13 protein-coding genes are annotated in these 16,381 nt (G+C 54.5%); 4 read left to right on the top strand and 9 right to left on the bottom strand.

Annotated elements, in window-relative coordinates; genetic code table 11:
- Positions 1–41 precede the first annotated feature (41 nt).
- The 5 genes from VN12_RS22535 to VN12_RS22515 form a co-directional block, all read right to left on the bottom strand.
- On the bottom strand, positions 42–2,561 hold the full coding sequence (locus VN12_RS22535) for a DNA gyrase subunit B (RefSeq protein WP_146678907.1): 2,520 nt from the start codon (positions 2,559–2,561) through the stop codon (positions 42–44).
- A 123-nt stretch (positions 2,562–2,684) separates the two neighbouring features.
- A complete protein-coding gene (locus VN12_RS22530; RefSeq protein ID WP_146678906.1) occupies positions 2,685–3,332 on the bottom strand; it encodes a hypothetical protein in 648 nt (215 codons plus the stop codon).
- Between the two features lie 36 nt (positions 3,333–3,368).
- Positions 3,369–3,713 (bottom strand): histidine triad nucleotide-binding protein, encoded by a 345-nt coding sequence (locus tag VN12_RS22525; protein WP_146678905.1) that lies wholly within the window; start codon positions 3,711–3,713, stop codon positions 3,369–3,371.
- Positions 3,714–3,780: 67 nt separating this feature from the next.
- Positions 3,781–5,118, bottom strand: coding sequence for a DUF1552 domain-containing protein (locus tag VN12_RS22520; protein WP_146678904.1), 1,338 nt, complete (start codon positions 5,116–5,118; stop codon positions 3,781–3,783).
- 15 nt (positions 5,119–5,133) lie between these two features.
- A complete protein-coding gene (locus VN12_RS22515) occupies positions 5,134–7,140 on the bottom strand; it encodes a DUF1592 domain-containing protein (RefSeq protein WP_168164590.1) in 2,007 nt (668 codons plus the stop codon).
- A 212-nt stretch (positions 7,141–7,352) separates the two neighbouring features.
- On the opposite strand from VN12_RS22515, the gene VN12_RS22510 reads away from it, so the two are divergent.
- Positions 7,353–7,760 (top strand): hypothetical protein, encoded by a 408-nt coding sequence (locus VN12_RS22510; RefSeq protein WP_146678902.1) that lies wholly within the window; start codon positions 7,353–7,355, stop codon positions 7,758–7,760.
- 6 nt (positions 7,761–7,766) lie between these two features.
- On the opposite strand, the gene VN12_RS22505 is transcribed toward VN12_RS22510, so the two are convergent.
- Positions 7,767–9,503, bottom strand: coding sequence for a permease (locus VN12_RS22505; protein ID WP_146678901.1), 1,737 nt, complete (start codon positions 9,501–9,503; stop codon positions 7,767–7,769).
- Positions 9,504–9,745: 242 nt separating this feature from the next.
- On the opposite strand from VN12_RS22505, the gene VN12_RS22500 reads away from it, so the two are divergent.
- Positions 9,746–10,471, top strand: coding sequence for an RNA polymerase sigma factor (locus VN12_RS22500; RefSeq protein WP_146678900.1), 726 nt, complete (start codon positions 9,746–9,748; stop codon positions 10,469–10,471).
- Positions 10,472–10,552: 81 nt separating this feature from the next.
- Positions 10,553–11,647 carry a hypothetical protein gene (locus VN12_RS22495; protein ID WP_146678899.1) on the top strand — a complete coding sequence of 365 codons (1,095 nt, stop codon included), beginning with the start codon at positions 10,553–10,555 and terminating at the stop codon, positions 11,645–11,647.
- A 25-nt stretch (positions 11,648–11,672) separates the two neighbouring features.
- On the opposite strand, the gene VN12_RS22490 is transcribed toward VN12_RS22495, so the two are convergent.
- The 3 genes from VN12_RS22490 to VN12_RS22480 are packed head-to-tail and all read right to left on the bottom strand — an operon-like array spanning position 11,673 to position 14,980.
- Entirely contained in the window at positions 11,673–12,509 is an 837-nt protein-coding gene (locus tag VN12_RS22490) for an inositol monophosphatase family protein (RefSeq protein WP_240491234.1), read from the bottom strand.
- Between the two features lie 20 nt (positions 12,510–12,529).
- Entirely contained in the window at positions 12,530–13,666 is a 1,137-nt protein-coding gene (locus tag VN12_RS22485) for an LptF/LptG family permease (protein WP_146678898.1), read from the bottom strand.
- A gap of 48 nt (positions 13,667–13,714) precedes the next feature.
- Positions 13,715–14,980: a hypothetical protein gene (locus VN12_RS22480; protein ID WP_146678897.1), complete on the bottom strand. Its 1,266-nt coding sequence runs from the start codon at positions 14,978–14,980 to the stop codon at positions 13,715–13,717.
- Between the two features lie 230 nt (positions 14,981–15,210).
- On the opposite strand from VN12_RS22480, the gene VN12_RS22475 reads away from it, so the two are divergent.
- Positions 15,211–16,215: a cyanophycinase gene (locus tag VN12_RS22475; RefSeq protein ID WP_168164589.1), complete on the top strand. Its 1,005-nt coding sequence runs from the start codon at positions 15,211–15,213 to the stop codon at positions 16,213–16,215.
- Positions 16,216–16,381: the final 166 nt, after the last annotated feature.

The raw sequence follows: 16,381 nt of genomic DNA, 5'->3' as shown, positions 1-16,381 counted from the left end.
CGCTGACGCGTCTCGGTGAATATTCCATCAAGGATTGGCGTCTAAACGTCGAGATTCCGAACTTCCAGCGCGTGCTTCTCGATGAATTCTCGTCGCGGTTCGACTTTATCACCCATCAGCACCCGGAACATCTCGTCCGCCGCAGCAGCATCCGACAATTGCACCTTAACCATGGTTCGGCAAGAAGGATTGAGCGTCGTATCTCGAAGCTCCTCGGCGTTCATTTCACCCAGTCCCTTAAAGCGAGTGATCGTCAATCCTCGCCGGCCTGATTCGCGAATAGCAGGCAGCAGTTCTCGCAGATCTTCTAGGCCGATGTTGTTCTCTTCCCGAACCAATTTGAACCTCGAATCGGTGGAACCGGTTCGATCTTTCGGGATAAGGTCCTCGATGGAAAACCCGTAGTCCGACAGTTCTTTCAAGCCTGTGTTGATCGTTCGAACCTCGAATAGTTCCGCGATGTGGGCCACAGGGCCGGTTGGGGCATCGGTCGGAGTCTCTGGGAGAATCGCCGGGGCTTCTGGCGCAACCGATTCGTCGACCAAGATCTTCCTGGAGGCCAAAAACTCGTCCAGTTTGTCGCGTGTGACGAACCAGTGATCTTCCACTCCCATGTCGAGATGAAAAACGGGAAGCCGCCCGGTCTCGACCTCCATCCGTTCCGCGTGCATTCGTAGCGAAATTCCGCGTTTTTCCAAGTTCAGTAATGCGTCTTCCATCGCCGAGAGGGTCGCGCAAAGTTTTCGCATGCGGTCCCCTTCAAACACATTGCCGCGATCGTCGATGAACTGGCTGTCGGTGAGCCCACGCTCCTGCAACTGCTGCTTCATTTCATCTTCGGACTGCACGTAGTACTTTTCTTTTTTGCCGCGAACGACCCGATAAAGCGGGGGTTGTGCCAAATAGACGTGACCTCCGGCCACCAATTGGTACATCTGTCGGTAAAAGAAGCAAAGGAGCAGAGTCCGGATGTGGGAACCATCGATGTCGGCGTCAGTCATGATGATGATGCGATTGTACCGGCGTTTGCCGATATCCTGATCCGCCCCGATCCCGCTCCCGATCGCCTGGATCATGCTCATGACTTCTTCGTTCGCCAAGACCTTGTCTTCGCGGCTCTTGTAGGCATTGATGATTTTTCCTCGCAACGGAAGGATCGCTTGGGTATCGCGGAATCGTCCACCTTCCGCGCTTCCACCTGCCGAGTCTCCTTCCACGAGGTACAACTCACATTCTTCCATCTTGTTGCTGATGCAGTCCCGAAGTTTGCCGGGCAGCCCGCCTCCGCCTAACACATCTTTTCGTTTCCGAAGAGCATCTTTTGCTTTGCGGGCGGCTTCTCTCGCTTCGGCAGCAAGCTGCCCTTTTCGAACCAAAAGCTTCGCGTTTTTGGGGTTCTCTTCAAGATACTTGGTGAGCGCTTCACCCACCACCGAATTGACGATCCCTTCGACTTCACTGTTTCCCAGTTTCGTCTTGGTTTGCCCCTCAAATTGCGGATGGCTGACTCGAACGCTGATCACGCAGGTGAGTCCCTCGCGAAGGTCATCTCCGGTGGGAACGAGATCTTTGAAGAGATTCTCTTTCTTCCCGTAGGCGTTCAAGGATCGGGTTAGAGCTGCTCGGAAACCAGAGACGTGGGTTCCACCTTCCCGCGTGCTGATATTGTTGCAGTAGGAATGAAGATTTTCGGTGTACTCCTCGGAGTATTGAAAAGCGATGGAGTAAGAAAAGTCGTCCTTGCTCCCTTGGATGAGGATCACGTCTTTGTGGACCACGTCGCTCGCGCGATTGAGGTGCTCGACGAACTCGATGATCCCTCGTTCGTAATAATACTCGTCGGCTTGGGTCGATCTGTCATCCTTGACCTTGATGCGGACCCCGCTGTTCAGGAACGCGAGCTCCTGGAGTCGTTTGACCAACGTATCGTAGGAATACTTCGTGTTGGGAAAAATCTGGCCATCCGGCTTGAACGTGGTCTTCGTTCCTCGCTTGGTCGTCGTTCCCGCTTCACGAACCGGTCCGGTCGCGACACCTCGCTCGTAGGATTGGGTGTAGATCTTTCCATTGCGACAGACTTCCACTTCGCACCACTGCGAGAGGAAGTTCACGACGGTTACCCCGACGCCGTGCAGCCCCCCTGACGTTTGATAGGCCTTTTTCTCGAACTTACCGCCGAACTTTAAGACGGTCATAACCCCTTCCAACGTCGACATTTCGCGCTGCATCATTTCCGATAGCTGCGCGTGCCGGTCGGTCGGAATCCCACGGCCATCGTCCTCGACCGTTACCGATCCGTCTGAATTGATGGTGACCGAAACGCTCTTCGCATGACCGGCCATCGCCTCGTCGATCGAGTTGTCCACTACTTCGTAGACCAAATGGTGGAGTCCGTTTAGGGTGGTGTCCCCGATATACATCCCGGGACGCTCCCGGACGTGCTCCAAATCGCTCAAATGCTTTAGATCGTCCCCTGTGTACCCCCCCTCGGTGCCAATTCCCGCCAAACCGATGTTTTCTGTCGTTTCCAAGTCGAAGTTTTGGTCGCCGGATGCGTTCATGGGGTATCCAAATCAAACGAGGTAGATCGACCTCTGAACCTCGAAATGGAGGCCTGTCGTCGACCGTTGCAAGAGGGCTGGATTCTACACGAAATTCCAGTTCTTGTCGCTCCCAACTCGAGCTTATCGAAGGGACTTGCACAGGGCCAAACTGCGGTTGAGCAACTCGCGAACCTTGGCCGCTTTGAGCTTCTTTTCTCCGTGCTCTACCAAGTAGGTATTGCCTGCAGCCGAGAACGACTTGATCCCCTCCCCCTGAATCGCCAGGCGTCGAGGGGGCGTGAGGAAGCTGCGAACCTGATCCTCCGGATCGCCAAGAATGCGATAGCGATCGGAAAAGGCAGGATCGTCGGGAAGCTCAATCGATTTCCTGCCGAACCACTTCCCCAGCTTAAGCCCCCAAGTCTTGGGAACGATTTCAAGGTAAGGAGCCTGCACCCCTCGGTCGGTGATCAAGGAAAGGACATAGTTGTGAGTCGATTTGTTCTTTCCACTGCCGCTAACGGTCTGGAAATCGAATAAGACGACTCGGGTTTGCCCGTCGTCAATCGTGATCGTCCATCCTGGCGACTGCCGATCCCCCCTGCGAGACAAGGGAAAGACGCCAAACAATCGTCGATCGTCAACCGGGAGCTCGCTATACAACTCTAGCCCAAGCTCGTCTGCGAAAGCCTGAAGCTTCTCACGGCGCTGCTTCTCGACCCAATATTGAATGAGCCAAACCGCGCCAATCGCAGACAAAACCAGAATGGGAGCAATCCACTGCTGCATACATCCTCATCACTTCCAAGAGCTCATCCACCCCTATCAACCCGGCGGCCAGGACAACGAACGCCCCCCTAGCACATGATAATGAATGTGGTCGACTGACTGACCACCATCCCTCCCAATATTCGTAACGACACGATAACCCGTCTCGTCGATTTGAAGCTGCCTGGCGACCTGCTGGATTACCCGTTGCAGATGCCCGAGCAGCGCGACGTCCGCCTCGGATACATGGGCTAAAGACTGTATAGGCTGCTTGGGTATAACAAGAACATGCACCGGAGCTTGGGGGTGAACATCGTGAAATGCCAAGGCAAGATCGTCCTCGTAGACGATCTTCGCTGGGATTTCCTTGCGGATAATTTTGCTAAACACCGTTTCTGGCATCTTCAATCCCTCGTCTCTGGTTCATGAAGTCGTGAATGGAGTTGGTCCAATCGGAGCGATAAGGGGCCTATATCCCCTCGATAACTCCCGTGCTGTCACCGAATTGCTCGGCATCCAATCCCATCTTTCGAAGCATAGTGAGATACAAATTACAAAGCGGCACCATTCCATCCACCGCGATGTGCTGGCCGCTCTGGAGCGAGCCCCCACCCATGCCACCGAGCAAGATTGGGAGATTGTCGGGATCGTGCCGATTTCCGTCGGACATGCTGGACCCGAAAACGATCATACTATTATCGAGCAACGTCGACTCTCCTTCTCGGATGTCTCGCATCTTCTTGAGCATCCGAGCGAATTGCTCGGTGTGCCAACGATTGATCCGCTGATACTGCCCGATTTTCTCGTCGTTGTTTTCGTGGTGGGACAATTCGTGATGCCCACCCTTGACACCATCGAGGAACGAGAAATTTCTCCCCGACACGTCGTTCGCGAACATCAGCGAGCAGACTCGAGTGGAGTCGGATTGAAACGCAAGGACGATCAAATCCATCATGATGGCGATATGCTCGCGAAAATCGACAGGCACTCCCGGCTTGGCCTGCTGAATGGTCGACTCATCCAAGTGGGGAGCCCAATCCGTTTTCCCTTTTTGCATTGTGAATTCGATCCGCTTTTCGACTCCACGCACCGAATCGAGGAACTCATCCATTTTGAACTGGTCATCTCGGCCCAGTTTCTTCCGAACCGACTTCGCATCCTCCAGTACATAATCCAACAAATGGTTGTACGACTCGGCGCGCTCGCTGTCCGCTGTAATCGATTTGCCAAACAACCGCTCGTAGACAAGCCGGGGATTGATCTCCTTGGCGACCGGTCGCGTCGCCGATTGCCACGAGATGTGGGATCCATACAACCGGGTGTAACCAACGTTGCTATCGATACCGCTGATGACGGGTTCGGTTCCAAGCTCCAACGACGGAAGCGGTGTGTAAGCACTGGTATGTTGAGCGATGAGCTGGTCGATGGATATGCCGCCAGAGCTGATGTCCTTACCAGTCGTTTTCGCGACCGGGAGTCCGGTCAAAAAGTTTGCCGTCTTGGCGTAATGGCCGTCCCCTCCATGGCTGTTTTTCTTGTCCAAGCCACTCAGTACCACCACGCTGTCCTTCACATCCGCAAGCGGCTCCAGGGATGGGCTCAGCGTGTAGTCTTTACCCTTTGTCTCCGGGACCCATGCCTTCTCCCAGACCCCGTTGGGGAAGTAAATGAATGCGGTGCGTATGGGGGGAACGACCGTCGATGCTGCCCGCGCTCGCGATGACACAGAGGACTCCATCCAAGGGAGTGCAAGCGCGACGGAACAACCACGCAGGAATCGACGTCGGGTAGGCATTGGTAGGTTCATGGTGATCTTGTGTGGCTATTTGTTCGAGTTGCTGTAATAACGGTGTTGGAACGCGTAGGACAAGAAAATTTCTTCAAGGATTACCGAGGCCCGAGCCTCCTTGTGAAGTCTTTCGACACTCTTGTCGATCACGCATTGATCGAATTTGCTCAATTCTCTTCCTAACGCAAAACCAACCATCTTTCGGGATACGTGGCGATAGAACTCATCTTTTCGGTTTAGTAGTACCTTCTTCAATCCCGCAGAACCTTGGAACGACTCCCCCGAAGGTAGCTTCCCCTCCGAATCGACTTTCTGACCGTTGTCCTCGGTTCGCCACCGTCCAATGGCGTCAAAGTTCTCCAGCCCAAATCCGAGTGGATCCATGCGATCATGGCACGAGGCGCATTCGGGATTCTCGCGATGCTTTTCCAATCGTTGTCGCAATGTCAAGTTATTGGGTCCATGGTCATTCTCCTCGAGCGCCGGGACGTTGGGAGGAGGGGGCGGCACCTTCGCTCCCAAAACATCTTCGAGTATCCAACGTCCGCGCAGTACAGGGCTAGTGCGCCTCGGGTAGCTCGTCTTGATCAACACCCCAGCCATGGTCGTCACGCCTCCTCGATGCTTGGCCTCGGAAGGCAATTCAACGCGAGCCCAATCTTTTCCGCCCGACCAAGGCAGTCCGTAGTGATTTGCAAGCCGCTCGTTGAGGACAAGGTAATCCGAATCTAGAAGATCCGTGAGCGGTCTTCCTTCACGAAACACACCACTTACAAACCGAATCACCTCTTCTCTGGCTGCCTGGGAAAGCTCCTCATCAAACTGAGGATACACGTCAGAATCAGGCCTGACCTGCGACAAGTCTCGCAGTCCTAACCACTGCATCCCAAAGTTTTCACCCAGAGACCGAGCTTTGTCATCGGAAAGCATTCGGTTCAATTGACTTCGGATAACCTCGGGGTCGAACAAGCGATTTTCATCTGCGAGTTGCAGTAGCGTCGCATCCGGGATCGACGACCAAACCACGAGCCCCATGCGCATCGCGAACTGATGCGGCGTCAGCCTCTGCACACCGGACTCTTCCGGTTCGGGTTCGTTTACGAACAGGAATTGAGGCGATAGCAGGATCGCTTTGAACGCTTGCTGGATGCCTCGAAGATGTTGGCCGGAATCTCCGCCCGAGGTTCCGTACAATCCCATTAGCTTCTCCATGTCCGAATTGGCGATCGGACGCCTCCAAGCGAGCCTGGCGAACTGCCGAAGCGTCTTATCGGCAGCAACACGTTGTGCTTCTGGGGAATCGTCTTGGGGAAGGGAGAGAATCGGAGTGCCCGTCGCCATCTGGAAATGCGACGCGACCTCGCCTATCGGCTTAGAGGAAAAAATCCGATCGATTGAAAATTCGGTGGCTCGAAGATACGCCTCCAGATGGATCGGAGACGTGAAGAGTGAGTCTCCGACCGTGTCAAAGCCCTCGCCTCCGCCCCCGTCTTCAGGTGGAAGCAATTCTTCCGGAAGAGGTTGACCCGTCAGGTCGCGAATGGCATTGGCGTACTCGGTGCGTGTCAATCGCCGACTCATCACATGCCCGCGATACCAAGCCTGCGTCTCATCCGACGCCAGTTTATTGCACAAGTCCTGATCTGGTCGGGTGTCCACCCAACGATGGAAGGCACCTTTTTCCGGATCTGTCAGACCAGGGCTCTTCGGAGGAGGCATTTCATTTAACCGAACACGAACCGCGACCCGCTCCCAGATGTCCCCTCCCTCTACGGCCGCTTGCCCATTCGTGAACTTGGAGAGATCGAATTCGCCGTCCGGATCCTCCCCTTGATGGCACTTCAAACACTTGCTCTGGATGATAGGAAGGATCTTCTCATCAAACGACTCTCGCCACTTTTGCCACTCTTTTTCCTTTTCCATACCAAATGAACTTGGCGAAAGATTCGCAGAGAGAGCTAGCGCGAGCAGCCAAAACGTCGATTGCCTCGAAATCGATTGCAACGAATATTTGTCCATGGCGCGATTGGTATCGCTCATTCGTGTTCCGGTGGGTGAGGGGTGGGGAGGGACGGTTGCATCGAATAACCGCGAACCCAATTGTACACACGACCGCTTCGAATCGGCAAAGCTAGATTTTCTCCGCGACCTCCTTCTTTTATTGGCCGAACTGATACAACATGGGGACCCGCGCCCCTGTTTCATGCCCCTTTTTTGCCGCTCGTCCACCAACACCTACGTATTCCAATCGCATGCCTCCTCATCCCAAGGCCAGTTCGACCGAGCCTCGCAGCGGAGAGACGCCATCGCAGGATCCATCTGTCTTGTTCTTTCGATGGGGAATGCTCGTCGTCGGAGCATTGCTCATCGTGGTGTCGTTCGTTCTCAAACTCGAGCCCTCGATTCTGCCAAAGGGCTCGGCGGCAGCGTCGGAATTGCTTGCCAAGGTGGGGCTCGTGTTCGTCTCGGCTTGGGTGGCATGGCCCGCAATCGCGGCCGTTAAACAAGCGCCAGGGGGGATGCTCGTCTTGGTAGGTGGATTCGCGACGGTGATGCTTTTTGTTATGCGTCCTCGTACGATTTATCTCACGGGCCCATTCATTGTCATCGCGGCGATCCTAGCGATCATCGTCGGATGGATACGCCGGATGCGTCACTGAAATCGATCATTCGTCGTCGAAAATGGGGGCTTGATCGGGAAGTCGCTTGATATAGAGTCCCCATGCAAAAAACAAAGCGGCGACGAGCCCGTAACCTATCGCCATGATCCAAACGCGTTGCAGCAGTTCCGTTGGGATTGTCCAAGCGGATGCATGGGAATCTCCCCAAGGTAGGAAGATTGAGTTGCTCGCAACCGGGGAATGAATAAATCCAAAAAGCGTCCCCACCATGGCTAACATCGTGAACGCGCAAGCAGCGACCATTCGGCGGTCGATTGCCATGGCGAGGATCGAAGCCCAAAGGAGACTGGTGAGAACGAACCCATTCTTCAGCATCAGTACCACCATCAAATTCTCTTGCAAATCAGGGCGGAGAGTTAGTCGCTTCTCCACATTGGCAATGGATTCTTGGAGTACGGTGTTATCACCAACTCCTTCGGTCAGCGTTTGAAGCGATGCCTGTAGATCGCTGGCGCGCGAAGGGCCAGAAAGTTGCAGTCCCACGCCGCCGAGGATTTGGTCGGCAAAAAGGAACGCGAGGAATGCCAAAGATGGAACGCAGGCTAGCACCAAAGCAGGATAGTGACGCTTCGGGGTGGCTAGGAAACTCTGCGATGAGATTTCCAAACCGACGAAAATCAAAATGGGGAAGACGGCCGCTTTGGGCACTAGCATATAAAAATATTCAAATCCGCCCACGATGCCGAGGAGACCGACAGTCAACGCTGTGCCCAGCGTATAAGCGGCTTTGCCCCCCATCGCCTTGTAAGCTGGATGTCCGATGTAAGGGGTTGTTTGAATGACGCCGCCACACAATCCCGCGACCAAAGTCGCAATGGCCTCCACCCCCAAGACTTGAGAAGTGGAGTAATGATCCCCAGCCGCAGCGGCCGACTCGGTGCAATCCAATCCTCCGACTACTGTCGCCAAGGCAAAGGGAATAACGATCGGCAGATAATTCAATGCGGCTCCGAGTTGATGAACCCATTCGAATTGAAATACTTGTAGCCACCCTGCAGGCATCCAGCCCACATCCAGCGACTCCCCAACCAGAAGAGGACGTCCCATGACCGCAGCCGAAAGGAAATGGATGGCGCAGCCGACCACAAGAGCGACCACCGTACCGGGGATCTTACCCGGAAACGGCACGTTACCGATCAGGCTGGTCAAAACAATCGCCAGCGCGACCAATCCAACCAAGGGTTCATGAAGAATGTCGATCAATGGGACGAAGCTGATAATGACCAATGCGATGGAGGTCAGGGAGCCAAACAGCCCAGCCCTCGGAATGATCCGGCGGATACTCGGCCCGAGAATGGAACACGCAAGTTTGAAGATGCCGGAGTAGATCATCGAAGCGATTCCAATTCCCCAAGCCACCCGCGCTGCATCCATCTGGGAAGCACCGCTGGATTGGGCAGCCAGAAAAGCAGGGCCGATCACGAAGATCGTTATCCCGAAGATACTCGGAGTATCCAAGCCGAGCGGCATCGCGGTCACATCGCTTCGCCCCGTTTTTTTGGCGAGCCGAAAGGCCAACCACGTGTAGAGCAGATCCCCAACCATGACCCCAATGGCGGTCCCCGGGACCATGGAGCCGACCACAAAATCGGCGGGCATGCCAAAAACCCCGACCAGTAGCCCCACCGTAAGCAATAGCCCGGCAAGGTTGTCCAAAAGCAAACCGAAGTAAGCGTTGACGTCTCCGGATGCTCGCCAGGGGTACCGGTGGTGCGATTCCATGAATTTTTCCGAAAGGGTTTGATAGCAATCGAAGCCCGGTAGAAGCTACCCATCCAAGGCGTTCTGTCAATCATTTTCCGCTCGGCCCCGTTCGGGCTTTTTTCGTCTCAAAAGTTTGGCGCAACAATTCTTTGACGTCACGGGCCCGCGCGGGCTAGAATAGAGGTCAGCGGTAAGCCAAAGGTTTGCCGCTGGAATTTCCGCTATACCGATTTCCGAAGTGCCCATAAGGGTTTGCAAGAATGAATCGACCATGCAAATACTTGGACAAGGATGGAATGAGAGGGCCTACGCCGGTCTCGGTTCCCGAACAGGATTTGCTCGAACCAACCCATGAGCTTGCCGCTCCGCCGCAAATTGCCGATGAGGACTTGGTCCAGGAGTATCTTCAGAGCCGATCCAGATCGGTCTTCGAACAATTGGTTCGACGTTACGAGCGAGAACTTTACACGTATCTTCGGCGGTTCATCGGCGATGCCCAAGCTGCGGAAGATGTTTTTCAAGCGACATTTTTAAGCGTTCATCTTCGCATCGAACAGTTCGAACCGGGACGCCGTTTTCGTCCTTGGCTATACGCGATCGCGAGCAACAAGGCGATCGATTACATGCGCCGCAACAAGCGCCACCAAATTGGTAGCTTGAACGCGCCTGCTCCATCCTCGGATCGCGATGAGACGTTGATGCACAAATTGGCGAGCCCGGCCCCCCTTCCCGAATCGCGTGCAATTGCGAGGGAAACCGAGGGGCGTGTTCGGGAGGCTCTCCAGCAACTGAGCGAACCCACCCAGCAATTGATCCAACTCGCCTTCTACCAAGGCATGAAGTACTCCGATATTTCCGAGACGCTCCAAATCCCTGTCGGTACCGTAAAGAGTCGAGTTTTTACTGCAATTCGCAAACTCAACGCGATCTGGATGCGTATGAACCAGGAAGATTCACCGAGTGAGTCGAATTCCCCCCAATCCTAATGGATTGGCGGCTTAGGGTGGTCGTTCGTCCACCGCCCCCTGCGATCTTATTGTTTGCAATCCGCTATTCTGATCGTCGCAATGACCCAACCTCAGCGTCAACCGATTTCAGACGAGACACTGTTCGGGTATCTCCTGTCGGCTCTTCCTAAGGAGGAGAGCGACGAAATCGATTCGCGTTTACTCTGGGATCAGGAACTCCAGCAGCGAAGCATCGACCTTCGCGCATTGCTAGCCCCTCTCGCCGAGACTTCTGCGGAAGTCTACGAGCCATCGGGGGACTTGGTGTCCCGGACCATTTCCCAGCTTGATTCTTCCCCTGCCCGGGACGCGGCCCCCTTGCGACAGCCGCATAACGACGTAGCTTGTCCTACGGGGTTCACGTCGGTCATGGAATCGGCGAGTCGACAGATACGGTGGGCTTGGATCGATAGTCTCGCCATGGTGGCCGCAGGGGTCACGCTCCTTTGTGTCTTGCTGCCGAGCGTGTGGTATTCGCGTGAAGAATCGAGACGGTTGGCTTGCTCGCAAAACCTCAGGAAGTTCGGGAATGCGATTCACGAATTCGCGAGCTTCAATGCGAGGGGAGAATTACCGAGTATCGATATTGAAGGACCACTCGCATTTGCTGGATCATATGTATTGAAGCTCAACGAATCCCAATTGCTCGAATCAAACGAATTGGTTTGGTGTCCCTCCCAACAGTCCGCACCAAAACATTTAGGTATTCCCAGCATGCAACAATACCTTGCATCCTCCCTGGAGCAGCAGCGATCCTGGATCAAAACCATCGGTGGCAGCTACGCATACCATCTTGGAAATATCGTCGACGGCCGATACGAAACCCCGCGGATCGCGTCGAATCTTCGAGTCGAGCAGCCCACACATGACTTTGTCCCCATCATCGGTGACCTCGTGGATATTTCGAGGCTGGAGGATGAATCCCAGCCCCTTTCGCACGGCCCCCAGATCAGCAACCTGCTCTACAAAGACGGACGTGTTCATTCAGTCCGCCTTCGGAGTTTGGAAGCCAGTGCAGGATTGGATCATCCCTATCTGAATCGCCATCAAGCGAGGGCGGTGGGAATTGGACAAGACGATACGTGCCTTGCCCCAAGCTTTGTTCCTCCAGTCAGCGTGAACGAAAACTGGATGATCACCACTCCGCTCAAGTAGCCGTTAGGAAACGAGCCGCCCCTTCTTATCGTTGCAACCCTCGCCAGTGCGGAGCGATCTTTGCCAACGCGACTTGGTGCAGCGACTTGTTCGTAGCACAAATACTGCTTGGCCCATCCAGCGGTAACGCTTTTCCGTCGCAATCGGTGCACACACCTCCTGCTTCTTGAACAAAAAGTTGCCCCGCAGCGAAATCCCATGGGTGGAGTTGGTATTCAAAGAAGACTCCGTACTGCCCAGACCCGAGATTGCATAAGTCGAGTGCGGCGGCCCCGAATCGACGCATCCCGTGGATGTCGCATTCAAAAAAAGCGGCAATCGTGTCCAGCGTCGCTCGCATCATCGCTCCTCGGTCATAATAGAATCCGCAAGCGATGAGGACTTCATTCAATCGAGTTGCGTCGCACACCCGCTGGCGACCTTGGGTGGTCCAAGCCCCTTGACCACGAGCAGCGACATACCAATCCTGAGTCACGGGGTTGTGAACGATCGCGAGCTCAGGTTCCCTGTTCCGGTAGTAGGCGATGGAGATCGCGAAGTGCGGAATACCATGTAGGTAATTGCTGGTCCCGTCCAATGGATCGATAATCCAAAGGTGCTCCGATGTGGAAACGATCGAGGTCTGCGATTCCTCCGCTAGGTAACCGTGATCTGGGTAAGAACGGCGCAGAGTCTTCAGAATCGCGTACTCCGCCGCTTTATCCGCTTCGGAAACGAAGTTCGCCGTCCCCTTGGATTCGACATCCATCGATTTGCCAAACCGCTCCATCAATTCGCCTGCAGCGCGCACAGTCGCCTCGAGTGCAGGTTCTAAGCAGGGGTGCTGCGCAGGCATGCGACGAACCGCATCAGGAATATGCATAAAGAAACTTTCGATCGGAGTTAGCTATCCATCGCACTGCGTGTTCGCGTCCACGCAATGGGTGCGAAGATGAGAAGCGGTGTCCAAGCCGCAGCAGCGGGAGTGAGCAAAGTACCGTTGGCTCCTAGCGTCCGAATGCCAATACTGAGGCCGAAAAAAATGGCGTAGCTCACCACGCAAGATGCAATCATACTCACCAGGTTTCGGTTCCGCGTCGACAAGATCAGGGGAATGCCGATCAGCAACTGGGTGAAGTCGAGAAACGGCTGCAGAAATCTCGAATGAACCATCACCTGCATATCGGCGCCAAAAAATGCCGATTGGTTTTTTACTCGCCAAACCAACTCGGCCGTCGATGCGAATTGCTTGGCCCCACCTCCCAAAAGCAGATCGAATTCCAGGTCGCTGGGTACAAAGCATTCCGTCGGAGCCAACCAAGGGGTATCGGATGGCAAGTACAAATAAACGCGGTCGTCTTTGCGAACCGATGGAAGTCCTGAGATTGGTTCGGCCGATTGAAAATTACGAATCAGATAGCCCGATGGATGTTTGTCATTGGAAGCGACGTACTCCGCTTGCTCTCCAAGGATCTGCCTTGTTACCGCGGACGGGGGACCGGTGAATTTAAAAGCGGGATTGATAATCAATCGCTTCGCGGGAATGGTATGCCGTCCCACGACCAAGATACCTCGATCGTGATCCTCCGCGGGTTTCAACGGTTCGATTGTCTCGCCCGTCAATTCCGGTGGTGTCTTGCTCAAGATCTCACTGAATCGCGGGATCGCAGTCTCTCGCAAGATCGCAGCGAATCCGATCATGAGCAGCGAAGCCAGTATAAGCGGCGTTGCGATACGTCCCTTGCTAACTCCTGCCGCGAGAATAGCGGTGAGTTCATTGGTACGGCTAAGCCAGGCGAAAACGAACATCGTGGCCAACAAAGTAATCAAGCCACAGAGCCGGTCAAAAAGACTGATCATTTGGGGCCCAAAGTACGCGAGAAGTCCGCGTGCAAATCCCCCTTGAGCTTTTCCGAACATGACAAATTCGTCCACGTTCGTGAAAAGTTGGACCACGATCAAAAGACCGGAGAGTGTTAGAAAACATACGACGAAGACACGACCGTACAGAAACAAGACGTAACGATCAATCTGAGTCATAAAACGAAAACACTCCCCAAGATGCAATCCGATCGATTCGAGAAAGAATCACTTTCCGAGGGCATAGTCGCTGTAGATCGCTGTCGCTTGAACCTTGGGGATCATGCGAGGGATCGGGACCAAATCAAACGCCACTGTCAGCTTGGAGAAATTCAGAATACGCAGCTTCTTGTCCGCGACCTGAAGCTCTGGAACGATCTTCGAATCGACAATGTCATCCAACAAAATCCTCGGAGTCTGCGAGGTACCAAACTGGGAATGGGTGACTCCCGCAGTACCAGCAAATCGGTTGACGACCGCTAGGATCGCGGGATCGTACGTGAAATTGTTCTGCTTGTCCGTGGTACCAAGGTTTTCGAATCCACCTACGCAGACGATGCTTTGGTTTCGATCGTGAAACTGGTAGGCTTCGTAGCCGGCCAATCGAAGAGTCTTGGTCACCAAATATGCCTTTTCGGCAGCTTGCTCCAATTGAGACGCCTGGGTAACGGGCTCCTCTTTGTCGGCGCTTCGCCCCCACGAGACATAAGAATCGGTTCCCCGAAGTGTCAGGATTTGCACCGTGAACTTTTTATCGCAATGGAGCAAATTGTATTCGTCGAACGGCTTCTCCTGATTCATCTTGCGAACAAACCGGTCTACCTCAGGAGATCGGTAATACTCCGCTGGTAGAAGTGGATTGCGTGTTTTGAAGGCAAACCGCATCGGCCCTGTTCCGACGGTTTTTTCGGCACTCGCCTTGGGCTTCAACAAACCCTGCAGGTAGCTTCGATACTCATTGGTAGAGACCGAGTCATTTCCCTTCGATTTCGCATCAGGGGACATAAAGAATCTAGGTTGGACGTTTTTGATTTTTGTCAAAGTGTCATCGATGGAAACGCCATCCATGGTGTCGAAGTCACCGACCAGCACCGCGCATGTTTCGAGAACACGATCATCACGGTATCGCATCTTGCGTTCTTTTCCGTCTTCGGTGATCCCCGCGCCGGTGACCGACTGCGAGTAATCGAAAGACTTCGGTAGGCAATATGCGTTGAGACCGAAATCTTTGCGAAGCTCGGCAGCCAATTGAACCGCCTTTTTCTTCGCTCCGTCACCTTCGAAGGTGTAGGCCAAAATGAGCCAAGGTCCGTGTTCATTCTTGAGTTCCAAATCCGCTGCGCTAAATGGCTTGGACTGCCCGAGCGCAACCTGGGGGTGCACCAGTGCACAACTCCCCAAGAACACCAACACCAATGCTCGTAACGTCCAGGCTAGCCGACTGCATGATGTCCGACTGCATGCCATGGGAGATCTGCAATCTCGATTCAACATGATTCCATCCTCATCTTGTCAGGTTCTCGGTGGAAACGCCGGAGCTTTGTGGGACCGATCCTACCGACGCTTACCTGCGTCATAGCAATTCTCGTATCGTGTCGGCTAGACCATTTTCTCGGGCTCCCTATAAATCCTGTACCCAAATTCGGTTTCTCGTCAGAATGCCGAGGCCTGTCCCGCAGTGGAAGCTAAGCTCTCCACGAACGCTACCTTTCGCTAGCAATGCCATGATCCGACTTATCTGCCTAACTCTTTTAACCGTTGCATTCCTCACCGCTCTTACAGCGCGCGGAGGAGAAAACGTATTGCTATTACCCGACGCAAAGGATGCGGCAAACCCACCCAAGCTGATACTGCATGGAGGAGGGAAAATCACGGACGATGTGTTCGAGAAATTTATCGAGCTCGCGGGCGGTAAGAACGCGCGGATCGTTTTCGTTCCCAACGCGGGATACAGGCAGGTAGAGTTCGATTCCGAGGAAGAGTTCCTAGAGACCCTGCACGAACGCTTCAACGCCTGGCCGCATCTTGAATCATCCGGGCAGATTGAAAGCTTTCGGTTTCTGTACACCGACGAACCGGATGACGCGGACGAGGAAGATTTTATCCGCCCTCTCCAAGAGGCCACCGGCGTCTGGTTCTCAGGCGGTGCGCAAGGCCGATTGAATTATCGTTACGTCGGCGAGTTTCCAGCCCGAACGAAATTTCAATTCGCCCTATCAGAGCTGCTCGAGCGGGGCGGTGTCGTCGGAGGAACATCCGCGGGGATGGCGGCGCTGCCAGAAATCATGACGCTTTGGCAAGAGGACCACGAGGACGGTAGCCCTGCCTCCGCTGTTGCCGTGCACGGGCTCGGATTGATGCGAGGCGCGATCGTCGAGCAACACTTCGACACCGTCGGGGGACGACTCGAACGCTTTACCGGATTGCTGCGCGACGCAGCGCGGCTGAATCGACTTTCCGGTCGCCCCAATGCCGGTCAGACCATGGTCGGCTTGGCGGTCGAAGAAAGCACGGCGCTGATCGTCGAAGGGAATGTGCTCACCACCCTCGGAATTGGAAATTCTCACATCTTCCTCAGGGAGCCGACTCTCCGCGCCTTGGAATGGTACGAGCTTCCTAGCGGCGAATCGGCTCAATTGGAGCGATCTCCCAACCAAGGCACCGCGTTGATGCGTCTGGAGTTACCCAAAGAAACTCGCAATCCCAACCCTCTCGACGACGGACGTTAGGCGCACCATCGCCCCCTCCCTCGGAGGAATGTGAATGGCGTTTTCACCTCCGGATGCGTATGTGATAGACTGAAGGCTCTCCGGGGCTGTACCACAGCCGGAGATACCCGCCTGATTACCTTCCAGCTATCCCGTTCGTTTCGTCCTTCGCATATGCCATCCACGC

The organism is Pirellula sp. SH-Sr6A, from assembly GCF_001610875.1.
Classification (GTDB): domain Bacteria; phylum Planctomycetota; class Planctomycetia; order Pirellulales; family Pirellulaceae; genus JBKCUI01.
The sequence above is the reverse complement of the archived record's forward strand: the minus strand, read 5'-3'. Positions and strand labels throughout refer to the sequence as shown.